The following is a 23,317-nucleotide window of genomic DNA, read 5'->3' as shown; positions in this document are numbered from 1 at the left end:
CTCCTTTAAGGAAGCCTCGGAAAGGGAAACGGAAGCGACATGGCCGAAATCATCGATACACGGACCGAGCCGGAACGGGCGATCGAGCGTGCCTGTGCGGTGCTTGCCGAAGGCGAGCCCGTCGCGATTCCGACCGAGACGGTCTACGGCCTGGCAGCGGACGCCACCAATCCCGATGCGATCAGCCGTATTTATGAGATGAAGGGGCGTCCACGCTTCAACCCACTGATATCGCATGTGTCAGACATGGCGATGGCTGAAGCCCATGTGACATTCGATTCGTTGTCGCGGCGCCTGGCCGAAGCGTTCTGGCCCGGCCCGCTGACGTTGATCCTGCCCCAGCGCACAACAAGCACCGTGCACGCGCTTGCCTCGGCCGGCCTCGACACGCTCGGCATCCGCATGCCTGATGGCTTTTCACGTCGGGTGATTGCCCGCTTCGGCCGCCCGCTCGCCGCACCGAGCGCCAATACGTCGGGCAAGATCAGTCCCACAAGCGCTGCCCATGTGGAAGCCGATCTCGGGCCGCGCCTCAAGCTCATTCTCGACGCCGGCTCTGCGGAGATCGGGCTTGAATCGACGATCATCAAGGTCGAGGACGGCGCGCTGCGCCTGCTGCGTCCGGGCGGTCTCGACGTCTTCGAAATCGAAAGGCTGACCGGCCTTACCGTCTCGAGGCCGCAGAGCGCCGGAGCGACTATCGAGGCCCCGGGCATGCTCGCCTCGCACTACGCGCCGGGCGCAGCTGTCCGGCTCGACGCCGCCGACGTGCGTCCGGGAGAAGCGCTGATCCGGTTCGGCAATGCGTCGCTCCCCGGCGAAGAGCACGCCGCGATCGTACTCGACCTCAGCCCGGCAGGCAGCCTGCGCGAGGCAGCTGCCAATCTTTTCGACTATATGAAGAGGGCGGATGCCAGCGGCTCCGCAACCATCGCCTTCGGCCCCATCCCTTCGGAAGGGTTGGGAGAGGCGATCCTCGACCGGCTGCAGCGTGCTGCCGCCCCCAGAGACTGACCGACAGGCACTTTTACAGCGCCGTGCGTCAAATATGACGCGCAAAGGACGCTGTAACGCTCTAAACCCGCTGCATAATTTTGTCCTTAATTCGATTCCGATTTAAGGAATTATGCAGTAGCGCCGTCGGGCGCATTTGCGAAGGCAGGGCCATGACGACGACGCTCCCCTCTCCCGAACTGATCGCCTCCTTCATCGACATCGTCGGCAGCGCCAATGCCTTGACGAACCCGGCGGACCTCGCGCCCTACCTCATCGAATCCCGCGGGCTCTACAAGGGCACCACCCCGATGGTGCTTCGCCCCGGTTCGGTCGAGGAGGTGTCGCGCATCATGAAGCTTGCAAGCGCGACCCGAACGGCAATCGTTCCGCAAGGCGGTAACACCGGCCATGTGGCGGGTCAGATCCCGCGCGAGGGCAAGGCCGATATCGTCCTGTCGCTGCAGAGGCTGAACCGGATTCGCGACATCGACCCCGTCGGCAATGTCATCGTTGCCGACGCCGGCTGCATCCTTGCCGATATCCAGAAGGCGGCCGATGATAACGATCGACTGTTTCCGCTGTCGCTCGGGTCGGAAGGCTCGGCCCGCATCGGCGGCAACCTCTCGACCAATGCCGGCGGCACCGCAGTGTTAGCCTATGGCAACATGCGCCAGCTTTGCCTCGGCCTCGAAGTGGTTCTGCCGACCGGCGAGATCTGGGACGGGCTGCGCCGGCTGAAGAAAGACAATACCGGCTACGACCTGCGCGACCTGTTCATCGGCGCCGAAGGTACGCTCGGCGTGATCACCGGCGCGGTGCTCAGGATGTTTCCGAAGCCCCTTGGCCATCAGGTGGCCTTTGCCGGCGTCGGCAGCGTCGAACATGCGCTGGCCCTCTTCGACAAGGCCTCGAGCCTCTGCGGCACTGCGCTCACCGGCTTCGAACTGATGCCGCGCCTCGGCGTCGAGTTCACGACAAAGCATATTCCAGGCGTGCGCGACCCGATGGAAACCGTTCACCCGTGGTATGTACTCATCGACATTTCCACCTCCGATTCCGCCGAGAGTGCCGAACGCATGGTGCACGAACTGCTGGAGCAGGGCATCGTCGCCGACCTGGTCGAGAACGCAGTGATTGCGACCAGCGAAGAACAGCGCAAGGCGCTGTGGCACATGCGCGAAAGCATGTCGCCAGCGCAGAAGCCCGAAGGCGGCTCGATCAAGCACGACGTTTCCGTCCCCGTATCGAGCATCCCCGCCTTCATGAAGGAGGCCGATACGGCCGTCATGCAGGCGATGCCGGGCGCACGCATCTGCTCATTCGGCCATATGGGCGATGGCAACATTCACTACAACATCTCGCAGCCCCTCGGCGCCGACAAACAGGCATTCCTCGACCGTTGGCGGGAAATGAACGCCATCGTTCATGGCATCGTGCTGAAGTACAACGGCTCGATCTCGGCCGAACACGGCATCGGGCAGTTGAAGCGCGACGAGCTCGCCGAGGTCCGCCCCGAGATCGAAATCGAGTTGATGCGCCGCATCAAGCACGCGTTCGACCCGGCGGGCATCATGAACCCTGACAAGGTGTTGCGGGCAGACTGACGACGCTTTTTACCGGCCGCCGGCTCTCAGCTGTGCAAGCGAGAACAATGCGTCGGCACTGATGCCGCCGCCGCTGCCGCCCGTCAGGATGGCAAGCCCCGGATTGACGTCGGTGTTGTTCTCGACGTCATAAAGCGCGGTAAAACGCTTCAGCAGCTTTTCGAGTTCCTCGGGATCCTGAAGGTCCTTGATATCCATGAGGCGCTCGATGTAAGCGGCCTGCATCTCGATCTTGGCGCTCGCGAGGCCCTCGGGCATGCTGTAGGCGGTCCGAACAACCTGCATCAGTGCGTTGTCGGCGAGCAGGTCGTAGGGTGTGGTGATTTCCGGCGCCTTGCGCTTGAAATAAAGCGCCAGCCGAACACCGGCATTGTCCTCGCCCTCGCTCTCCTCAAGCGTCTGGTTGAGGTAGAGGTCGAACGTCATAGTGAGCCCACGCCGCGTCTGTATCTGCCCGGCTTCGCCTGTAACTATCTTTCCGTCCTTGTCGAAATTGAAGGCGGAAACGATCTCGCGATACTTCAAGCCGTTCGGATCGGTGTTGATGAAGCTCTTGCGATCGTTGAGGTCGGAGGTGAACATCTGCTTGAGGTAGTCGGTTTTGACACCCTCCGGGTCAATGCCGGCGCCGATCAGCACGATATCGACGAGGCGCTTGTCCTTGAGGAAATCGTCAAGCGTCTCGATCTTCTGAATCTGCGTCGTGTAGTACTTGCTTTCCCCTTCCGCCTTCGCCTTGGCGGTCTTCTTTTCGTCCTCCGTGCCGAAGCGCGATTTCTCGACGATGTAGGCCTTGGCAGTATTGACGATGTCGGCCTCGTTCTGCGCCAGCTTGGGTGAGCCAAGCGTACCGTCCGCGTTGAAATTAAACGCTTTCACCAGCTTGATATAGCGTTCATCACGCAAGGAGTTGGCGTAGCTCGTCGGATTGTTGAGATCACTGGTCAGAATCTGCTTCAGCTTGCGCGGTGTCAGGTCTTCGTTTTCGAGGCCAAAGGCGCTGAGTACGAAGGACCGCAATTCGCTGTTGCCAACGAGACTATCGACGTTGCTCATGGTCTTGATCAGCAGCTTGTAGCGGCTGATCTTGCCCTCGTCCTCTGCATCGTCCGCGTCGTTGTAGTGGACCATATAGCCGCTGGTGGTGGTATTGGTCTGTTCGGCGGTCTGTGCCTTGGCGCCTGCCGGCAGCGTCCCGTCGGGCTGGAAATTGAACGCGGCATGCAGGGCCTTGTAGGCCTTGTTGTATTCACCGCCAAACTTGTTGACGTAGCTGTTCGGGTCGTTGATGTCGCTGGTGAGAATGTTCTCGATCGTCGCGCTCACGGTGGTGGTGGGCAAGCCGAAAGCCGTTCTGACGTAGTCCGCGATGCGCGGGTCGGCCACAAGCTCCGCAACGGTCGTGATCGAACCGATCTTCTGCTCGAAATAATCCCGGTTAAGGATGGCTCCCGATGGCGTCAGCCGAGGGCTGCTGAAGATATAGGCCTCATTCAGCATCTTCTTCTTTTCGTCGGTGATCGCCTTGCTGCCCGCGGCCACGCTACCATCGGCTTCGAAGTTGAAGGCGCCGTTCAATTGCCTGTAGGCATCGAGCATGCTGATCTGCCTATTCAGCATGTTCACTTCGGTCGAAAGTTGATTCATCAATGCGGTCGACTCGTTACCGACCGGCGGCAGCTTGGTGTTGAGATCGGCGACGATGGCGTTCTTGGCGTCGATCTGCGCCTGGATCCCAGGCTTGTCCGCCGCTGGCGCCTCTGCAAGCTGTGCCGTCAGCGTCGCGATGTCCTTCATCGCAGTTGCCCGCGTGTCAAAGTCAGTCAGCGTCTTCGTGGCTTCGGTAAGCCGGGTCTGCGCCGTGGTCTGGGAATTGGCAAGATCCGCCGGCTCGGCGGTCAACGCGTATCTGACCTGATCATAGGAGTAGTTGCGCGCATCGATGCCAAAGATGCCGAAGGCATAGGAACGCAAACGTTCATTTCCGAGGAACTGATCGACGTTGGTGACGAGATCCATAGCTGCGTTGAAATAGGCGTTGTCTCCTTTGAGAACAGTGTCGAGATTGGCGACCCGTTCATTATAGAGACCGATCAGTGCATCCTGTTGCGCCGTCGTCTGTGCCGCGGCTGACGATGTGCTGAAGCTGAACGCTTCGGCAAAGTTGCGATAGCGTTCGTCCGTGAGGCGGTTGGCAAAACTGTCCGTATCCTTCAGATCGCTTTCAAGCACCTTGCGCATGAAGGCCTTGGCATAGGTCATGTCTTCGAGACCGTGTGCCTTCATGGCGTAGGAATAGAGCCGGTAATCGTCGAGGAAATCGTCGACCGTTTTCACGTTGCCGATATTTTCCTTGTAGTACTGCGCTTCGCGCGCGACCAGCGGCCGGTCGGCAACACGATCGAGGCTGGTCCTCAAGTCGCTCGTGATCCGGCTGTAATTGAGATAGGTCGAAACCATGCCTGCTGCCCCGTCGCTTAACCCAGGGGCGGGTCACACCAATCCCCCGAAACAGAATTCTGACACGGCATGATTGCACGACAGGCTTGTGTGTGGCTTTTCGCCGGCCGCGACCAGGCCATTGCCAAGAATGCGAGCCACCGCGTTGACGAAACGGAAACCTTGGCTGCTCGGCTTTTGCTAACCATCGAAAAACGCAAAGTTTTCTTAACCGCGATTTTTAAGTCGGCCGGAAGGGGAGCCGCCTATTCTCCAGCCCATAGAGGACGAAAAGTCCCGAAGAGAAGACCGGAAATCGGCTCTCAAGGAAAAACAAGGGCGATTGAAATGCGCAATACACTCTCTCAACCCGCATGGGTCGAAAACACGCTCCGGCTCGATCCGAAGCGCTTTCCTCAGCAGGCAAGCTACGTCCTGCGTGGCCACACAGGCAATGTCACGATCAGCCTGGACGAGCGTGGCGCGGTTCTGCGCAAGGTGCTACCATCAAGCGGCCTGCCGCTTTCGATCGCACTGCCGGCGCGGGCATTCAAAGGGGTCGCGGCACGCGCGATCGACCACGGCGACGGAGACGTTACAGTGACGCTTGAACTTCATCATGACGATCCGGACCTTTGTGTTCCGCTGCTCGTTGCACATGATCTTTCCGACATTGCTGCCGATTGGCGCGCCTGGGCCGAAGCCTATCGCATTCCGATGCTGATGGTCGAAGCCGATGGCGTCGCTCGCGCCCTCGAAGAGCATCTCGGCGAGGTTCGCACCGCACCGCTCAAGCCGCGGCGCCGCCACTCCTTCTTTGCCGACCGCAGGCCGCGCTTCCTCGTGCGCCGCTCCACCGGCCGGCTTGGCGTCAACATGAAGATCGACGGGCGCGAAATCATCGCCCGCAGCTAGGGCTTAACCGAATACCTCCAGTGCAAAAGCCGGCCGTTCCCTGCGGCCGGTTTTTGTATGCAGCAAGTCTGAAGTGCTACAGCGTCCTTAGCGCGTCATACTTGACGCGCGGCGCTGTAACGCCAAAACGTTCACAGCCAAATCGCGGGTGTTCCTTCGGAAACAGCCGCCTCGCCTTCTTCGTGCCATATCCGACCCATAGCCAAGGTCACGAAAGAAGGAGATACCCGATGCGCAAGTCTCTTGCCGCCACCATTGACGCAATCGTTGCGATTTTCCGTGCGCGCACCGAGGCGAAGAAGCGCAAGGCTGCCAGCGCAATCAGCTGGGGCTGAGCGATCAGGCTCTCGCAGATCTCTCGGGAAAGTGCCGGCGGACGTGTATCAAACATTTCGGATAGACTGCAGGATCCTCCGCCAAAACGGGGGGTTTTTCATATCAGCCGAACGAAAAGGGCCGCGACCAGCCCGGCGAAAATGATCAATCCCACGACACCATTGAACTTGAACAATGCGAGGCATTGCGAAGGGTCGTGGATGTTCAGCACCAGGATCTGATAGATCAGCAACACGGCCGCGATCAGCAAACCGAGATAGGCAAACAGCCCGGCCCCTGCGGCGAGAAACGCCAGAAGCATCAGCGCGATGGCAAGTCCATAGAGCCCGATCAACCAAGGGCGTGGATTGTCGCCGAAGCGGCGAGCCGTCGACCGCACCCCGATAAGTTCGTCATCTTCCCTATCCTGGTAGGCGTAGATCGTGTCGTAGCCGATCGTCCAGGCGATCGCCGCGCCGTAGAGCAGCACGGGCGCAAACGAAAGCGTCCCGAACTCGGCCGACCAGCCCATGATCGCCCCCCAGGAAAACGCAAGGCCGAGGAAGAACTGCGGCCAGTCGGTAAACCGCTTGGCGAAGGGATAGATTGCGACAAGCCCCAGCGACAGGATACCGAGCCAAATGGTGACGGCATTGAATTGTAGCAGCACCACCAGCCCGACAAGTGCCTGCAGCACCATGAAGGCCTTTGCCTGAAAGCGGGAGACCCGGCCCGATGGCAAGGGGCGCGAGCGCGTTCGCGCCACTTCCATGTCGATGTCATGATCGACGATGTCGTTGAAGGTGCAGCCCGCGCCGCGCATGGCGATGGCGCCGGCGATGAAGAGGAAGCTATGAAAAACGAACCGGCCGAGCGAAAATTGCCCCGCTGCCGCCGCCGTGCCCGAGGCCAGAGCGACCGACCACAGACAGGGCCACATCAGCAATTGCCAGCCGATCGGGCGGTCCCAGCGAGCAAGTTGCGCATAGGGCCACAGCGCACGCGGCAGCACGCGGTAGACCCAGTTGTTCGACGGCGCGTCGTGGACGCGCCCGGAATCGGCGGAGGACGTGTTCATGCCTCCTGTTTGACGCTACGCGCCGGGGCGGTCAAGCGGTTCGATGCCGCACCGTCCCGCCGCTTGGCGCCACCGTTCAGGGAAGCGTGAAGTCGAAGCGATAGGTGGCCGACAGGCCAACGAGGAACTGGTTGCGGCTGCCGCGCTCGCGCACGAGGCTCGAGTCGGCCGCCGGGCCCATCAGGCGGCGATATTCGGCATAGGCACCGGTCTCAAGCTTTTCCGTTGCCTGCCAATTGATCGCCGCACCAACACCGACGGAATCAATGCCGCCATGCGGATTATAGGTGCTGAGGCCTGATGCTGCCGATTCGGCATCGTTCACGCCGTAATAGGCGCTGAAATAGTCGCTGGTGGCGGCCGTCATACGCGGACCGGCAGAAATGCGCACATTGCTGCTGATGTCGGTAAAGGCATCGGCGGTGACATCGGCGACGATACCGTGGTGGCTGCGAATGCCCTGTCGGACTTCCGCGCGCACGCGCAGCCAATCGGTCGGATAGACCTCGGCGAAGCCGCCGAGTTCTCCACCGAACTTGACGGGGGCGAGCCCCCTAAGGTCGCTGGAGGTATTCTCGTCGCGCTCGAAGATCAGCTTGCCGGCGACGCCGGCGCGGAACCCGCCCTGGTCCAGCAGCGCATAGGACATGTTGTCGTTGCGCGACGAGAAGCGAACGGTGCTGCCGGCCTTGCCGAGCGATATCAGCGGCGCGGCCTGGAACATGCGCTTGGAGGCGCCTTCGTATTTCGGGCCGAGAAAGCCGGTGGCGCCGACCTTCAAGTACCAGTCGCCCGACCAGAAATACTGGCCGTCAGCAGCCGAGGCGGTGCCTGCGGACAACAAAAGGGTTCCAGAAAGGAGAAGAAAAGAACGGATACGCAAGGAACAACTCCGGAAGAATCATTCGCCGGGGCGAAGTTTGAACGTGCCCTGCGCGCCGGCCATTGGCGCCATCTGAAAGGACACGGGGGCGACTTATTGCCCCTTGTTCCTACGATTCCGTTAACCAGGTCAATTCAACTCCCGTTTGCCATGCCGGCGACGATGCCTACCGGCCCTGGTACATTTTCAGGTAGTGACTGGGGGCGCTTCCAAGCATGCGGCGAAACATCGTGGTGAAGGCCGCAACGTTCTCGTAGCCGGCATCAAGCGCGACATTGGTGACGGATTCACCGTCCGCAAGGCGCGGCAACGATGCGAAGATGCAGGCCTGTTGGCGCCAGGTGACGAAACTGACCCCTGTCTCGTTGCGGAACATCCGCGTGAATGTCCGTCGGCTGAGACCCAGGCGATCGGCCCACTGGTCGATATGGGCGGTCGCCGACGGTGCCTCCAGGAACTGCCGGCAGAGAAGCGCCAGTTTCTGCTCACGCGGGAAAGGCAGGCCGAGCGGCCGCTCATGCAGAAGAGCGATCTCTTCGAGCAGGAGATCCATGATCAGCTGTTCCCGCCGTTCCGACATGGTCTCGCTCTCGACGCTGACAAGCGCATCGACCAGGCTGCCCGCAAGCGGGGTGATTTCCATTACCATCGGCCGTTCGGCGCGCAGCAGCGATGGGGTGAAATAGATCGAGTGCATGCGCACATCGCTGATCATCTCGGTCGAATGCTCGACCCCCGCGGGGATCAGTAAGGCGTGCCCCGGCGGGACGAGCCAACGTCCGTGGGCGGTACGCACAAGGACAACGCCTTGCCGCGCCCACCACAATTGCGTGCGGGTATGGCTGTGGAGTGGAACGGTCAGGCCCGCGCCATAATCGCGGCCGAGAGCGAGCACGGCGGAGTTTCCGGTCTCGATCCAGTCCAGGTTCCTGAAATGGTCGGCGTCGGGCAGTTCGGGCAAATTTATTCGATGGATCGGCATTGGCCCACTCGCGAAAGAACTCGACCACATCACAAAAGCAGGCCATGGGCAAGATCAGTAGAGATATCCGTCGCCGCACACAACCATCGAGACGGCAAGGAAACATCCATGGCAACGGTTACTTCAACGGGGAGCATAACCCCGGAAAAGACGGCATTCTCCGTCATCCTGGCAGTCAGCTTCTGCCACATGCTGAACGACATCATGCAGTCGCTGCTGACGGCGCTCTATCCCTTGCTCAAGGCGAACTATTCGCTCGATTTCGTGCAGATCGGGCTTCTGACCTTCACCTTCCAGTTGACAGCCTCGATGCTGCAGCCGGCCGTCGGCATCATCACCGACCGCTGGGCACTGCCCTATTCGCTGCCGGTAGCGATGCTTTCCACCTGCTCCGGCCTCATCCTGCTCGCCAACGCGCATGATTTCCCGATGCTGCTTCTGGCTGCAAGCATGATCGGCGTCGGCTCGGCGATCTTCCATCCGGAATCTTCGCGGATCGCTCGCCTCGCTTCGGGCGGGCGGCATGGCCTGGCGCAATCGCTGTTCCAGGTCGGCGGCAATGCCGGTAGCGCCATGGGGCCGCTGCTCGCAGCCTTCATCGTCATCCCCTTCGGCCAGGGCAGCCTCAGCTGGTTCTCGATCGTCGCGGTCATCGGATTCTTCGTGCTCACCTGGGTCAGCACCTGGTATGTGCGCCACCGTCGCTCGTCGATGAGCAAGCCGGCGCCGAGCCGCGCCTTGCCGCTGCCGAAGAACCGCGTGATCTGGGCCGTCGCCGTGCTGGTGCTGCTGACCGCCACCAAGAACGTCTACATGGCCAGCATCTCCAGCTATTTCACCTTCTTCGTCATCGAGAAGTTCAGCGTTACCGTTCAGCAAGCACAGCTGATGCTGTTCCTGTTCCTGGGCGCTGCCGCCGCCGGCACTTTCCTCGGCGGTCCGATCGGCGACCGTTACGGCGCGCGCTTCGTCATCTGGTTCTCGATCCTCGGCGTCATCCCCTTCGCGCTGATGCTGCCCTATGCGAACCTCTTCTGGACGGGCGTGCTGTCGATCATCATCGGCTTCATCTTCTCCTCGGCGTTTTCGGCGATCGTCGTTTTCGCGCAGGAACTAGTGCCGGGACGCGTGGGGCTGATTGCCGGTGTCTTCTTTGGTTTCGCCTTCGGCTTCGGCGGCATGGGTGCGGCTCTTCTCGGCATTTTTGCTGACCGGCAGGGCATCGAGTTCGTCTACACGGTCTGCTCGTATCTGCCGCTGCTCGGCATTCTGACGATCCTTCTGCCGAGGATGCCCGCGCGGCATTAGGCAGACATCCAGCAGCAGACTTTTCAACGGGCGCCGCCATGCGGCGCCCGTTCTGTTTTTCCGCCCGGCAACGCCTTGCTCCAACCATGCTATTTCCCGCAGCCCTGCGTAATCATTCATCAATTTTTGCGCGCTACGGTCGCTGGATGGGGCTTGGGCAGGGGTAGACAATGCGAGGGCGATCGGCGATTCCCGCCTTTTTGACGACGTTGCTCCTGGCAACGGCGGGGCAAGCCGAAACGCTCAACCTGCTGATCTGGGAATCCTATATCGATCAGGCGATCCTCGACCGCTGGACGGCAATAACCGGCGTAGGAATCCATCAGGTCTACTACGACAACGGCGATACCCGCGACGAGGTGTTGGCCGACCCGAACAGCATCGTCGATCTGGTGGTGACCGGCGAGAACGGCGCCGCGCTCTTTGGGCGCAGAGGCGTGCTCGAGGCTGTCGACGAGACCAATGTCGCCTCGCTCAGGGATTATGACGAAAGCTGGCGCAAGCGCTGCTCGAACCATGGCCTGCCCTATCTCTGGGGCACGATGGGCCTTCTCTACCGATCGGACATGCTGCCTGAAGCGCCCACGTCCTGGCGCGACCTGATGCAGCCGGCTCCGGCGCTGACCAAGCACGTCGCCATGTACGACGACCACAACGAGGCCTTTGTCGCCCCCCTCATGCTGCTCGGCGAGTCGATCAACACCAACGACCAGGCAACGCTCAAGACCGCCTTCAACCTGATGAAGCAACAGGCACCGGCGGTTCTGACCTATGAATACGTCATAAGCTCGATCCAGAACCAGGCCATCGGCAAGGACATCCATCTGGCGCTTGGCTATAGCGGCGATCAGCACGTCCTAAACGAAAAGGCCGGTACACCGGGCATCTGGCGCTATGTCGTGCCCAAGGAAGGCACGCTTTCCTGGCTCGATTGCATGTCGGTCGTCGCCAAGTCGCCGAACAAGGCACGGGCGCTCGCCTTCCTGGACTATATCGGCTCGCCCGGAAGTGCCGCCGCAAACGCACAGGCGCTCAATATGCCGACGCCGAGCAAAGCCGCCTTTGCGTTGTTGCCGGAGGCGATGCGCGCGGACCAGGCGATCTACCCGTCGCCAGACATTCTGGCCAAGAGTCAGTACCAGCAGGAACTGTCAACGACGTCGGTGCAGCTGCGCCGGCGCATCATCAGCACATTGGCGAATTTCCAGTGACCCTCGGCAAGCGCGCACTCATCCTGATCTTTCCCGTGGTGCTGGCCGGCTATCTGCTGGCGGCGATCTCGGTCCATGTCACCCAGAGCCGATCGATCCGGGCGCTGGAACATGCCAAGCTGTCCCAGCGGCTGGAACATGCCGCCGCCGTCTTCCAGAACGAGATCGGCCGCAGCAAGGGCTTTCTCAATGCGCTCCTGAACAGCAATTCGCTGCGCCAGTACATCTCTGAAACCGACAAGAACTACCGGGCCAATGCGCTCGGCGTCCGGCTGCAGGAAAGTGTCAAGTCGCTCTCCGACGACCCGACGGGCTACGTGTCCCTGTCGATCCTGACATCGAACCTGCAATCAGAATACTATTTCGAAAACAGCTGGGATCCCTTCGCCGAAATCGACGAGGCGCAGCTCAATCTGGCACGGCGACTGATACGCGAAGAAAAGCTTGTCGACTGGACCTACCTCTACGACGGCGGGCACAAGGCGCGGATCGTCTATTCCTACTTCCTCGATCCCGTTACCTTCACGCGACCGCTGCCGAGCAAGAAATCGGGCGCGCTGCTTATCCAGGTGGCGATCCAGCCGGATCGTTTCCTCGACATGCAGGAAACACTCAAGCAGGAATACGGCGCCGACGTCGTCCTTCAGCCGTGGCCGCTCGCGATTACCGACGACCTTTCGGCAAGCGTGCATCTCGGGCCATCGCTCTATGCGACGCTGACGGTTTCGAGCAATCATTTCGACCGGCTGATGGCCCAGCAGAAACTGCTGCTGGCATTTGGTGCCGTGGCGATGAGCCTGTTTTCGATCTGGCTGATCATCGTTCTCATCCGGCGGTTCATCACCGACCCGATCGCCAAGCTCGACGCCAACGTTATGGCCGTCATGGTCGGCGCCCATGACGAGATCCGCAACATGGAGGAGAAGGGCGAGATCGGGCGACTGACGGAAAACATCAGAGAGCTGCATCGCCAGTCCGAACAATCGCTCAAGCTGGTGCAGCGCAGCTCCTGGACCGACACGCTGACCGGCATCAGCAATCGCGGTCATTTCAACGCGGTTGCCGCCGGCATCGTGCGCGAGGCCATTGTCTCGGGTGAAAAATGCAGCCTGCTGTTCATCGACATCGACAACTTCAAATTCGTCAATGACAAGCATGGCCACGAGATCGGCGACGAACTCTTAAAGACCCTGGCAACGCGCATCGCCGAGAATGTCGAAGCGATCACCGAGCGACGCGGCCAGAAGCCGGCGATCCTGGCGCGGCTCTCAGGCGACGAATTCGCGGTGCTGGTCCGCTCCCGACCGGGCGACGGCACGGTCCGCGAAGTCGCTGCGGCCATCCTGGCGCTGTTCGAAGATGGCTTCGAAGTCTCCGGCAAGAGCTATCCGGTGACGGCCAGCATCGGCGCTGCCATCTGCCCGGATGACGCGACCAACCTTGCCGAGCTGATTTCAAATGCGGACGCGGCGATGTATCAGGCAAAGACTAGCGGCAAGAACCGCTCTTCCCGGTTCTCGCGCGCCCTGCACGACAAGCGCACCCGTCTGCGCCAGATCCAGGACGAGTTGCGCTCGCTCGATCCGGACGAGCAATTCCATCTGGTCTACATGCCGATCGTCGACACCGACGGTCGCGTGACCGGCTGCGAAGCGCTGCTGCGCTGGTATTCGCCGGTACTCGGTAACGTGACGCCGGACGAATTCGTGCCGATCGCCGAAAGCTCCGGCCTCTTCACCAAGATCGACTGGTGGGTGATCAACCAGGCCATGTCCGACTGCCGGCAGCTAAAGGCACTCTTCGGTCCCGATACGATCCTGGCGATCAACATTTCCTCGGCCGAACTGCATTCGAAGGCGATTGCCGACTATTTCTCCGATTGTATCAACCGCCATGGACTGCAGCCGCAATCGATCGAAATTGAGCTGACCGAGACTTTCGCGGTCAAGTTCAGCGACCAGCTCCGCCGCAACATCGACGAACTGCGCCAAAAGGGCTTCCGCCTGTCGATCGACGATTTCGGCGCCGGCTATACCTCTGTCCAGCAGATCATCGAATACACCGCCGATACGATCAAACTGGACCGGGCGCTCGTTTCTAACCTCACGGCATCGCAATCACTGCCGGTTCTGAGGGCGTTGATCGCGCTGTGCCACGCCAAGGACGTTGCCGTGGTCGGGGAAGGCGTCGACACGCCGGAGAAACTCTCGATGCTGACTGCTGCAGGGTGCGATCTCTTCCAGGGCTACCTTATCAGCAAGCCGCTACCACTTGAGGATCTCGGCATCTGGGCGCTGACGCGCACCGCCCGCTACGGCCAGGAGCAGGATGATCGCAAGAACCAGCAGGCAATCGCCTGAGCGCATGTCGGTCTACTCTCTCCCGTGACGCTCCGGACAAGGTGCACTCCGAGGCGGGAATCGTGCGCCATAGCCCCCTGCCCCCTTGACCTGACAGCCGCCTCGCCTTAACCGCAACGCAACAATTTCGGCATGTCGGGGGCAGGCAATGAAGGTTCTTCTGATCGGATCGGGTGGACGCGAACATGCGCTGGCATGGAAGATCGCGCAGTCGCCGAAATTGACCAAGCTCTATGCCGCGCCCGGCAATCCTGGCATTGCCGAGGAAGCAACGCTCGTTGCGCTCGACACCGACAATCATGCCGCCGTTGCGGACTTCTGCCTGAAAGAGGCGATCGATTTCGTCGTGGTCGGGCCGGAAGGCCCGCTCGTGGCCGGCCTTGCAGACGTGCTGCGCGCTGCCGGTGTCGCCGTCTTCGGCCCTTCCGCTTCCGCGGCCCAGCTTGAAGGTTCCAAGGGCTTCACCAAAGACCTCTGCGCCAGATACGATATCCCGACCGGCGCCTACGGTCGCTTCACCGACGCTGAATCCGCCAAGGCCTATGTGTGCGAGCAGGGCGCGCCGATCGTCATCAAGGCCGATGGACTCGCCGCCGGCAAGGGTGTGACCGTTGCCATGGAACTCGACGAAGCGCTCGCTGCTGTCGATGACTGCTTCGATGGCGCCTTCGGCGCGGCCGGCGCGGAAGTGGTGGTCGAAGCCTATCTCGACGGCGAGGAGGCAAGCTTCTTCTGCCTCAGCGACGGCAAGACCGCGCTCGCGCTTGCCTCGGCACAAGACCACAAGCGCGTCGGCGATGGCGACACCGGCCCGAATACCGGCGGCATGGGCGCCTATTCGCCAGCGCCTGTGATGACATCAGAAATGACCGAGCGCACGATGAAGGAGATCATCGAGCCGACCATGCGCGGCATGGCGGAGAGCGGACATCCCTTTTCCGGCGTGTTCTTCGCCGGGCTGATGATCACCGCCAAGGGGCCGGAGCTGATCGAGTACAATGTGCGTTTCGGCGACCCGGAATGCCAGGTGCTGATGATGCGCATGAAGAGCGACCTCTTGCCACTGCTTTATGCCGCGGCGACGGGCACGCTTGCGGGCATGGAAGCCGAATGGCGCGACGAAACGGCACTGACGGTGGTCATGGCGTCGAAGGGATATCCGGGCAGCTACGACAAGAACTCGCCCATTGCTGCGCTGCCCGAGGCCTCGCCTGAGACCAAGGTGTTTCACGCCGGCACAGCGATGAAGGACGGCAGCCTGGTTGCAACGGGCGGGCGGGTGCTGAACATCACGGCGATCGGCGAAAGCGCAAGCGCTGCCAAGGACCGCGCCTATTCGGCAGTCGACGGCGTTTCCTGGGACAACGGCTTCTATCGCCACGATATCGGCTGGCGCGCGGTTGCCCGCGAGAAGGCCTGACCGCCGCCGGTAAATGCGCCGGATCATTCAATTTTTACCAATTCTCCTGACGGGAAAGTAAGAGAGAACGCATATTCTTGCCGACTGCATGGTTCCTTAAATCGTAGCCGATTTCAGGACAAAACATGCAGCAATTCAAAGTGCTACAGCGACCTTTGCGCGTCTGATAAGACGCGCGGCGCTGTAGAACAAACTCGGAGAGAAGACCGATGCGCCTGTTGCTGATCACCACCGCCGTTGCGCTCGCCGCCGGCAGCGCCTGGGCACAGTCGATCGAAGCTGTCGTTTCCGGGGAGGCCGTCAATTCCAGCGTGGCCTCTGTCTCCTGCGCACAATGCCCGCCGCTGCAGATCAAGAAGAAGGTCACCTATGTGGTGCCTGAGATCGAGAATGGCAGCGAGAAGGTCGAGCTCAAGCAAATCAACGGTGAGATGCGGCTTGTGCGCACCGAAGCCTGGCTCGGCGGCTCGCCGGTTGTTTTCGTCAGCAAGCCTTCTGAGGAGGCTGTCAAAGCAGCCGCGAACGGAGCCGAACAGGCGGATACGGCGACCGCTGCGGCCGATATCGATATCGCGAACCCGGGCAATCATGACTTGGCTGCGTCTGTGATCGACGAGACCGCCAAAACTGCCGCGGTTCAGACCCTTACACAGGCAGAGCCGGCAGTCGCGGCATCTGTGGCCGCCGAAAGCTCACGGCAATTTGATCCGACCGGCCTCGAACTTCGGCTAAACTGAGGGCCTAAACGGGAAAGTTCCCTGCCCCGGCCAGCCTCCCCTGCATTCAAGGGCTGACGGGCAATTCGCTGAAACAGCGAGAGATTGCGCCCCTGAGAGAAGCAGGGGCGCAATCTTTTTATCTGGGCTCGTGTTATCTGGGTTGGCGTGGGCCATCGATCCGCTCGACCAAGGCTTCAATCTCCCTGTCGGAATAAACCTCGATACCGTTCCTTGCGAGCAGCGCGGCCGTAACCCCCTGCCCCGCGTGGCGTGCGCCGGAAAACGTGCCGTCGTAGACGAAACCCGATCCGCAGGACGGGCTGCCGTCGATCAACAGCGCGAAACGACAGTCCGTTTCGCGCGCGAGCGCCAGCGCATTCTCGGCGGCGTCCAGAAACTCACCGGTGATATCGCGGCCGGTATTCTCGACGACGGTTGCCCCGCCGTCGAGCACGTTGGTGCCGGACATGCCGGACGCGATCTCGGCCGGCGGACGCGGCACCGGCATGCCGGCCGACATTTCGGGACAGATGGTGACGAGCCGGCCCTCTAGGCGCCAGCGGTCGATGGCCGGATGGACGAGCGGCTTCGACGCGCCATCGTAGCGCACGGCATGGCCCATGAGGCAGGCGCTGACGAGGATCTTCGCCGTCATGCACACCTCCCCCGTCATCCCGCGATCTTGGAGAAATCGGCAACCGTGCCGGTCGCCGAGCGGATGAGACCGAGCAGTGCCAGGCGGTTTGCCCGAATCGACACGTCATCGTCATTGACGAGAACGTCGTTGAAGAACTGGTCGACCGGTTCGCGCAGCTTCGACAGGGCCTGCATGGCGGAGCGGAAGTCCTCCTTGACGATCGCCTCGCGTGCCTCGCCCGAGCCCAGCTGAACCGCAGCGTGCAGCGCCTTTTCGGCGTCGAGACGGAAGAGATCAGCGTCGACGGCGTCGGCCACGGCCGTACCTTTTTTCTCTTCGGCTGCGAGGATCTGCGTCGCGCGCTTGGTGCCGGCGAGCAGGTTCTTGCCCTCTTCGTCGGTGATGAAGGCGGTCAGCGCCTCGACGCGACGGGCGATCATCAGCAGATCGTCCGCATCCGACGTCAGCACCGCATCGATCAGGTCGTGACGGGCGCCGAGATCGCGCAGATAGACCTTGAGGCGATCGTGGAAGAAGGAGAGCAGGTCCGCCGACACATCGCTCGTCAGCGCCGGCTTCTGCGCCCGCAGGGCGGTCAGCGCGATCTCGAGGAACGGCGTGAGCGGCAGGCGCGCCTTGCCTTCAAGGATGAGGCGGATAACGCCGAGCGCGGCGCGGCGCAGGGCGTATGGATCCTTGGAGCCGGTCGGCTTTTCGTCGATCGCCCAGAAACCGACGAGCGTGTCGAGCTTGTCGGCCAGCGCCACGGTCACGGCGACGGCATCGGTCGGCGCGCGGTCCGAGGGGCCATTCGGCTTCCAATGATCTTCGATTGCCGTTGCGACGGAAGCGTCTTCGCCCTGGAGCAGCGCATATTTGCGACCCATGATGCCCTGAAGTTCGGGGAACTCGCCGACGGCTTCGGTGCGCAGGTCAGCCTTTGCCAGCACCACGGCACGATCGACCAACTTGGCGTCGGCGCCGGTTACCTTGGCAAGCTCGGCGGCAAGCGCACGGATGCGGGCAACACGTTCGCCCTGTGTGCCGAGCTTGGCATGGAAGGTGACGTTCAGCGCATCGAGTTTCGCCATGCGCTGGTCGAGCGGCTTGTGGAGATCGAGGTCGAATTTTTCAGCCGACGGCTTCAATGTTTCCAGGTCCGGCAGGTTGCCCTGGTCGCGGTGCCAGAAGTGGGCGGCGTCCGACAGGCGGGCGCGCACGACCTTGCCGTTGCCGTGAACGATCTCCTTGCCGCCGTCCTTCGCCTCGATGTTGGAAACGAGGATGAACTTGTTGGAGAGCGTTTCCGCACCCGGCGCGCGGGTCACGAAACACTTCTGGTTGGTCTTGATCGTCAGGCGGATGATTTCCGAGGGGATTTCGAGATAGCTCTCTTCAAAGCTTCCCATCAGCACCTGCGGCCATTCGACGAGGCCGGAAACCTCCTCGAGCAGGCCTTCGTCCTCGACGAGTTCGAGGCCGTTGGCAAAGGCGATATTATGTGCGTCAGCCGAGATCATCTGCTTGCGGCGTTCGCCGTCGAGCACGACCTTCGCCCGCTCCAGCTTCTCGGCATAGTCGGCAAAGCGGCGCACGGTGATCGCTTCGGGCGCGTGAAAGCGGTGGCCGTAGGTGACGTTGGAGGCGACGATGCCGTCGACCTCGAAGGGGATCACATGGGTTTCGTCGGTTTCCGAGCCGAAGGTGCAGACGATCGACTGCAGCGGACGGACCCAGCGCAGAGCGCCCGGCTTGGCCGAGGCAGCCCCGGAGCGCATCGGCTTCGGCCAGGGAAAGTTGCGGATGATCTCGGGCATCGCCTCAGCGACGATCTCTTCGGCCGGACGGCCCGGCTTGACGATATGGGCGACGTAAAAATCACCCTTCTTCGGATCGCTATGGACATGGGCCTCGCTGATCGAAGAAAGGCCGGCACCGCGCAGAAAGCCCTCGATCGCCTTTTCGTTGGCGTCGGTACGCGGACCCTTGCGGTCTTCGCGCACATCGGCGGAACGGGCATTGAGGCCGCGGATATCGAGCGTCAGCCGGCGTGGCGTCCAGTATTCACGCGCACCCTCATAGGTCAAACCCGCTTCCACCAGCGCATCGGTCAGCAGCTTCTTGAGGTCGCCGGCCGCCTTGCGCTGCAAGCGGGCAGGAATTTCCTCGGAGCGGAGTTCGATAAGAAGATCGGGCATGGGAGATGACTTTTTCTGTTCCGGACGGTTGGCGCCGACTTAGCAAGCTCTGGCGAAAATGTCACCAAGCCCGACGATGAATTTGATTTAGAGGCAGGAGGGTCGCGGTACGATCACCAGCCGCCGCCGCCGCCACCGCCGCCACCGCCGCCGGAAAAACCGCCGCCCGTGGAAAAGCCCGACGACGAGGATTTCGGCGGGGGCGGCAAGGAGGAGGTCATGGTGTCGGCCATCGAGCCGGCAAAGCCGCCGATCCGATCCCCGAACGAACTCGATCCGAAGCCATCGCCATGGTACCAGGCAGGCTGGTAGGCGGCAGTGGCAGCTGGCCCGGCAGCGGCAGCCAGCAGCCAGTGATCGAAGGTTTGCGTCCACGGCTTTTCCACCCCAAGCGCAACGGCATAGGGCAACAGGGTCTCGAAATGCCGGGGCGACATTTCGGGCGCACCTTGCATATTCATCCGATCCTTCTCGGCAAGCGTCATGTATTGCCTGAGGCCGTCGATGCCATCCATCATCCGGGTACCGAGCGGCGTCGGCGCGCCCATCAGGAAGAAGAACAGCACGTTGACAAGTACGATGCCGCCGATCGCAAACAGCAGCGGCAGCTCGTCGGTCTCGGAGGCGGAGTAGAAGACGACCGCAAGGATGCTTGAAAAGATGGTGAAGGCGACGAAGCCGATGAAGGCGATCACCACGATCGACATGATCCGGCTCATCAGGCTCTTTTCGCGCCGCAGGGATTTGCCGAAGGAAACGGCGAAGATGGAAACGAAAAAGGCGATGAAGACGGGGACGATCACCAGCGGGATGCTGTCCTCGCTCAAATCGCCGAACAGGAACACCGCGGCGATCGCAAGAACCGAAAGCAGCACCCCGGCAATGATGTAACCGGTGTTGGCCAGATAGTATTTGCCGCGGTGCTCGCGCTCCATGGCATTGCGGAAGTCGGCACCCGTCGCCTGCACCTTCGTGCCATTGGCCCTGTCGATCTTCAACTTGCCGCCGGCGGCATTGACGGCCTTCATCAGGCTCGCCTCGCCGGTCGGCAGCTTTTCGCTGCTGCCCTTGCCGGTCGCGGCAATGATGATGGCGCTCTTCAGATCTTCAAGGACGACATGGCCCTTCACCGCGAGGCTGAGCGCCGATGCCGACAGAGCCGTCCACCCCTCGCCGGAAAAGCCCCTGTTGTCGATATAGTTGACAAGCGCCGGCGAAATGCCCTCAGGCGCGTCCCAGCGCGGCACCATCACGCCGCGCGCCGGGTCCCGGCCCACCTTCAGCCAGGCGCGGCCATAGTAGAGCGCCACCACCACGAGACCTGCTCCAGCAATGACAAGCGCCATATGATCGCGCAGCCACCAGGTGTTTTCCTGGCTCGTGGTCGGCTGGTCGATGCTGCCCTTCGGCATCTTGACCGCGATCGTCAGACCCTCCTTCGGCTCGAGCCGCCGGGTGGTTGCAAAGAAGATTTCGCTGCCTTCCTCCGACGCCAGCGCGTCCTTGCCGGTTGCGCCATAACCGCCGGTGAAAACGTCGAGTGCCTCGGGCCGCACCCCTTCCGGCAGATTGACGGTTGCGCTCGCCTCGTCGATCGGGAACGCCCATTCGGTGCCGGTCACGTTCCAGTAGAGTTCGTCATGATCGTCGAAGAAGCGGATCTGCCGGCTGGTCTCATAGGTGAACTGGAACGTATGCTCGCCGTGTGGCAGAAAGACCTCGGCAGAGCCGGTGTAGATGCGGATGCCGCCCGAGATCGATTCGGTGCGGTAGGGCTCCTCCTCGCCGTCGCGTTCGACCGAAAGCAGCTTGAAATCCACCTTGCTGCGGCGGCCCTTGGCATCGGTGAAGGTCAGCGGCAGGTCACGAAAGATGCCCCGCCGGATCTGGTTTCCCTCGACATTGGCGGTGATCGTCTCGGTGACCGTCAGCGTTCCGTTCTCGGCGACATCGATCACCGAATGATAGGACGAAAACACCTCGTCCGCCCGGCCGACACCCGCTGTCGCCAGCAGGAAGAAGAAGATGCCAAGCAGGGCGACGAAACGGGTCATGCGGTCTCAGACCTTTCGATCGATCTTGAGGAGCGGTTTCATGGTTTTTCGCGTCTCATGGCGGAAAACCGCTTCGCACTCTTCCTGGAAAAGCTTTGAGGCGCGAGATCAAGGACGATCACCGGTGAAGGTAACGCCAAGCGATGCAAGCGCATCCCAATAGGCAGGATAGGTCTTGGCGACGCAGCCGGGGTCCTCGATGGCAATGCCGTGGATCTTGAGCCCGGCAAGGGCGAAGCTCATGGCGATGCGATGGTCGGCAAAGGTGTCGATCGACGCCGGCAATGTCTGGCCGGCGAGCGCCGGATCGGAGGAGACGATGAGATCGTCGCCCTCTTCGTGGGCAAGCCCCGGACGGATCGCGGTCAGGCCGAGCGACAAGGCACGGACACGGTCGCATTCCTTCACGCGCAGATTGGTGAGCCCGACGAAGCGCACGGGCGTCTCGTTGAAGGCGGCAAGAACGGCGATCGTCGGTATCGCGTCCTGCATCTGCGATCCGTCGATGACGGCGGGAAGATGCGGGAAGCTGGAAATGACGGCGTGGGCGCGTGCGTCAGGCTGCGAGAACACCGAGGCAGGAACGCCGAGATCGATGGCCCCTCCGGTCAATACTTCCGCGGCCCAGAGATAGGTCGCGGCCGACGCGTCAGGCTCGATCACGAAGTCGGCGGCGCGATAGCCCGTCGGCGCGACCTGCCAGATGGATGGGCTCAACTGCTCGACCTCGGCGCCGAACGCACGCATCGCCGCAACCGTCAGATCGATGTAGCCGCGCGCGCCGATTTCGTCGCCGGCAAGCTCGATGCGGACAGGGCCCTTGGCGCCAGGGGCAGCCATCAGCAGAGCCGATACGTATTGGCTGGAAAGGCCAGCGTCGATTTCGATCCGTCCGGCGGGAAAGCCGCCCTTGCCATTGACGGTGACCGGCGGGCATCCGGTTTCGGACGTCACCTCGACGCCGAGCGTGCGAAGCGCGTCGACGAGCGGCTTGATCGGCCGCTTGCGCATGTGCTGGTCACCATCGACGACAACCGGGCCGTCGACCAGAGCGGCGGCGGCTGTCAGGAAGCGCGTCGCAGTTCCCGCATTGCCGAGGAACAGGGGCGCGGACGGCGACGCAAGCCGGCCGGTTCCGGTAACGACGAATGTCGTGTCGTCCGGTTCGCTGACCTCAACGCCCATCGCCCGCAAGGCATCGGCCATATAGCGCGTGTCGTCGCTCTTCAGCGCACCCGTCAGCCGGCTCGTGCCCTTGGCCAGACCCGCGAGAAGCAGCGCCCGATTGGTGATCGACTTCGAACCCGGCGGGCGAACGTGGCCGCGCAGGGGGTGGTCGGTCGGCAGGATGGTCAGCTTCTTCACGGTATCACTCATGCTCGGGTCTCTTTATGCAAGTAGCGCCGAGGCTGTCGGCCTCGGCAGGCGTGTCTCTTATCAGCAGGTGGCGTAATCGGGTAACGTCCCCGATCAGAATTTGACTTGCGGCACCGCGCGATCCGCCTCGTTGGCGATCTCGAAATAGCCGGCCTTCACGAAGCGGAAGGCGTTGGCGATGAGGTTCGACGGGAAGCTCTCGACCTTGACGTTCAAGTCGCGTGCCGCTCCGTTGTAGTAGCGGCGCGACATCTGGATCTCGCCCTCGATCGTCTCCAGCGAGCGCTGCAGTTCCGCGAAGTTCTCGTTGGCCTTGAGATCCGGATAGGCTTCGGCGAGGGCAAAGAGCTTGCCGAGCGCTTGCGACAGGGCGCCTTCAGCGGCTGCCCGCCCCTCGACATCACCTGCTGGAACGGCCTGAGCGCGATTGCGCATCGCGATCACCTCTTCGAGCGTCGACTTCTCGTGCGCTGCGTATCCTTTAACCGTCTCGATCAGGTTGGGGATGAGGTCGGCGCGTCGCTTGAGCTGCACGTCGATACCCGACCAGGCTTCCTCGGCGATCTGCCGTGCCTTGACGAGGCCGTTGTAGACGAAAACGAGATACAGGATCACGGCGACGCCGATGGCCAGACCAATCATGGGATACCTCCAAAAAACTCGGCAGAGATTAGCACCGGCTTTCCAGCTTCAAAGACCTTTCTGCAGCATTCGGGCGGAGAAACGCACTCCTCCCCAAATGCAAGCCGAAGGCGCTGAACACACTGTTCACCGCTACGGCCTATCCCCAGACCAAAACACCTCGATTCCTGTTCCATCGG

Annotated in this window: 17 protein-coding genes; 8 read left to right on the top strand and 9 right to left on the bottom strand. The window is 61.8% G+C overall.

Features of this window, described 5'->3' with window-relative positions; all coding sequences use genetic code 11:
- Positions 1-39: 39 nt before the first annotated feature.
- Positions 40-1,014, top strand: a complete 975-nt coding sequence (locus tag ASD00_RS37985) for an L-threonylcarbamoyladenylate synthase (RefSeq protein ID WP_025426133.1) — start codon at positions 40-42, stop codon at positions 1,012-1,014.
- 152 nt (positions 1,015-1,166) lie between these two features.
- Positions 1,167-2,600 carry an FAD-binding oxidoreductase gene (locus ASD00_RS37980; RefSeq protein WP_025426132.1) on the top strand — a complete coding sequence of 478 codons (1,434 nt, stop codon included), beginning with the start codon at positions 1,167-1,169 and terminating at the stop codon, positions 2,598-2,600.
- A 9-nt stretch (positions 2,601-2,609) separates the two neighbouring features.
- Here ASD00_RS37980 and ASD00_RS37975 read toward each other — a convergent pair whose 3' ends face one another.
- Positions 2,610-5,060: a DUF1217 domain-containing protein gene (locus ASD00_RS37975; protein WP_025426131.1), complete on the bottom strand. Its 2,451-nt coding sequence runs from the start codon at positions 5,058-5,060 to the stop codon at positions 2,610-2,612.
- A gap of 327 nt (positions 5,061-5,387) precedes the next feature.
- Between ASD00_RS37975 and ASD00_RS37970 the strand changes: the two genes are divergently transcribed.
- Positions 5,388-5,954: a DUF6101 family protein gene (locus ASD00_RS37970; RefSeq protein ID WP_025426130.1), complete on the top strand. Its 567-nt coding sequence runs from the start codon at positions 5,388-5,390 to the stop codon at positions 5,952-5,954.
- A 433-nt stretch (positions 5,955-6,387) separates the two neighbouring features.
- Here the strand turns inward: ASD00_RS37970 and ubiA are convergent, their stop codons facing one another.
- The 3 genes from ubiA to ASD00_RS37955 form a co-directional block, all read right to left on the bottom strand.
- Positions 6,388-7,347, bottom strand: coding sequence for a 4-hydroxybenzoate octaprenyltransferase (gene ubiA, locus ASD00_RS37965; protein ID WP_025426129.1), 960 nt, complete (start codon positions 7,345-7,347; stop codon positions 6,388-6,390).
- A gap of 76 nt (positions 7,348-7,423) precedes the next feature.
- Entirely contained in the window at positions 7,424-8,191 is a 768-nt protein-coding gene (locus tag ASD00_RS37960; RefSeq protein ID WP_225906245.1) for a MipA/OmpV family protein, read from the bottom strand.
- 205 nt (positions 8,192-8,396) lie between these two features.
- Entirely contained in the window at positions 8,397-9,212 is an 816-nt protein-coding gene (locus ASD00_RS37955; protein WP_057211586.1) for a helix-turn-helix transcriptional regulator, read from the bottom strand.
- 108 nt (positions 9,213-9,320) lie between these two features.
- Between ASD00_RS37955 and ASD00_RS37950 the strand changes: the two genes are divergently transcribed.
- From ASD00_RS37950 to ASD00_RS37930, 5 genes are all read left to right on the top strand, one after another.
- The gene (locus tag ASD00_RS37950; protein ID WP_057211584.1) at positions 9,321-10,520 is read left to right on the top strand and encodes an MFS transporter; all 1,200 of its coding nucleotides are present in this window, start codon (positions 9,321-9,323) and stop codon (positions 10,518-10,520) included.
- Positions 10,521-10,690: 170 nt separating this feature from the next.
- On the top strand, positions 10,691-11,731 hold the full coding sequence (locus ASD00_RS37945) for a spermidine/putrescine ABC transporter substrate-binding protein (protein ID WP_057211582.1): 1,041 nt from the start codon (positions 10,691-10,693) through the stop codon (positions 11,729-11,731).
- Positions 11,728-14,091 carry a bifunctional diguanylate cyclase/phosphodiesterase gene (locus tag ASD00_RS37940; RefSeq protein WP_025426124.1) on the top strand — a complete coding sequence of 788 codons (2,364 nt, stop codon included), beginning with the start codon at positions 11,728-11,730 and terminating at the stop codon, positions 14,089-14,091. Before ASD00_RS37945 ends, ASD00_RS37940 begins: the two co-directional genes overlap by 4 nt.
- 148 nt (positions 14,092-14,239) lie before the next feature.
- Positions 14,240-15,511, top strand: a complete 1,272-nt coding sequence (gene purD / locus ASD00_RS37935) for a phosphoribosylamine--glycine ligase (RefSeq protein ID WP_025426123.1) — start codon at positions 14,240-14,242, stop codon at positions 15,509-15,511.
- Positions 15,512-15,720: 209 nt separating this feature from the next.
- A complete protein-coding gene (locus ASD00_RS37930) occupies positions 15,721-16,248 on the top strand; it encodes a plant virulence effector HPE1-like domain-containing protein (protein ID WP_025426122.1) in 528 nt (175 codons plus the stop codon).
- A gap of 133 nt (positions 16,249-16,381) precedes the next feature.
- On the opposite strand, the gene ASD00_RS37925 is transcribed toward ASD00_RS37930, so the two are convergent.
- The 5 genes from ASD00_RS37925 to ASD00_RS37905 all read right to left on the bottom strand — a co-directional run bounded on the left by ASD00_RS37925 (position 16,382) and on the right by ASD00_RS37905 (position 23,138).
- Complete coding sequence (locus tag ASD00_RS37925) at positions 16,382-16,885, bottom strand: DUF523 domain-containing protein (RefSeq protein WP_025426121.1); 504 nt, start codon at positions 16,883-16,885, stop codon at positions 16,382-16,384.
- A gap of 14 nt (positions 16,886-16,899) precedes the next feature.
- Positions 16,900-19,065 (bottom strand): glycine--tRNA ligase subunit beta, encoded by a 2,166-nt coding sequence (gene glyS / locus ASD00_RS37920; protein ID WP_025426120.1) that lies wholly within the window; start codon positions 19,063-19,065, stop codon positions 16,900-16,902.
- Positions 19,066-19,178: 113 nt separating this feature from the next.
- A complete protein-coding gene (locus ASD00_RS37915) occupies positions 19,179-21,119 on the bottom strand; it encodes a DUF2207 domain-containing protein (protein WP_025426119.1) in 1,941 nt (646 codons plus the stop codon).
- Positions 21,120-21,227: 108 nt separating this feature from the next.
- The gene (gene aroA / locus ASD00_RS37910) at positions 21,228-22,496 is read right to left on the bottom strand and encodes a 3-phosphoshikimate 1-carboxyvinyltransferase (protein WP_025426118.1); all 1,269 of its coding nucleotides are present in this window, start codon (positions 22,494-22,496) and stop codon (positions 21,228-21,230) included.
- A 93-nt stretch (positions 22,497-22,589) separates the two neighbouring features.
- Positions 22,590-23,138 carry a LemA family protein gene (locus ASD00_RS37905; RefSeq protein WP_025426117.1) on the bottom strand — a complete coding sequence of 183 codons (549 nt, stop codon included), beginning with the start codon at positions 23,136-23,138 and terminating at the stop codon, positions 22,590-22,592.
- Positions 23,139-23,317 lie beyond the last annotated feature (179 nt).

Origin of the sequence: Ensifer sp. Root31, from assembly GCF_001424825.1 — a bacterium.
Taxonomy (GTDB): domain Bacteria; phylum Pseudomonadota; class Alphaproteobacteria; order Rhizobiales; family Rhizobiaceae; genus Ensifer; species Ensifer canadensis.
Note: the sequence above shows the minus strand (reverse complement) of the source record. Positions and strands in the feature narration are given on the sequence as shown.

Coding starts and splice junctions, on each gene's coding strand:
- ASD00_RS37970 (WP_025426130.1), top strand. CDS start 5,388: ATGCGCAATACACTCTCTCAACCCGCATGGGTCGAAAACACGCTCCGG.
- ASD00_RS37950 (WP_057211584.1), top strand. CDS start 9,321: ATGGCAACGGTTACTTCAACGGGGAGCATAACCCCGGAAAAGACGGCA.
- aroA (WP_025426118.1), bottom strand. CDS start 22,496: ATGAGTGATACCGTGAAGAAGCTGACCATCCTGCCGACCGACCACCCC.
- ASD00_RS37975 (WP_025426131.1), bottom strand. CDS start 5,060: ATGGTTTCGACCTATCTCAATTACAGCCGGATCACGAGCGACTTGAGG.
- ASD00_RS37925 (WP_025426121.1), bottom strand. CDS start 16,885: ATGACGGCGAAGATCCTCGTCAGCGCCTGCCTCATGGGCCATGCCGTG.
- ASD00_RS37985 (WP_025426133.1), top strand. CDS start 40: ATGGCCGAAATCATCGATACACGGACCGAGCCGGAACGGGCGATCGAG.
- ASD00_RS37905 (WP_025426117.1), bottom strand. CDS start 23,138: ATGATTGGTCTGGCCATCGGCGTCGCCGTGATCCTGTATCTCGTTTTC.
- glyS (WP_025426120.1), bottom strand. CDS start 19,065: ATGCCCGATCTTCTTATCGAACTCCGCTCCGAGGAAATTCCTGCCCGC.
- ASD00_RS37945 (WP_057211582.1), top strand. CDS start 10,691: ATGCGAGGGCGATCGGCGATTCCCGCCTTTTTGACGACGTTGCTCCTG.
- ubiA (WP_025426129.1), bottom strand. CDS start 7,347: ATGAACACGTCCTCCGCCGATTCCGGGCGCGTCCACGACGCGCCGTCG.
- ASD00_RS37915 (WP_025426119.1), bottom strand. CDS start 21,119: ATGACCCGTTTCGTCGCCCTGCTTGGCATCTTCTTCTTCCTGCTGGCG.
- purD (WP_025426123.1), top strand. CDS start 14,240: ATGAAGGTTCTTCTGATCGGATCGGGTGGACGCGAACATGCGCTGGCA.
- ASD00_RS37980 (WP_025426132.1), top strand. CDS start 1,167: ATGACGACGACGCTCCCCTCTCCCGAACTGATCGCCTCCTTCATCGAC.
- ASD00_RS37955 (WP_057211586.1), bottom strand. CDS start 9,212: ATGCCGATCCATCGAATAAATTTGCCCGAACTGCCCGACGCCGACCAT.
- ASD00_RS37930 (WP_025426122.1), top strand. CDS start 15,721: ATGCGCCTGTTGCTGATCACCACCGCCGTTGCGCTCGCCGCCGGCAGC.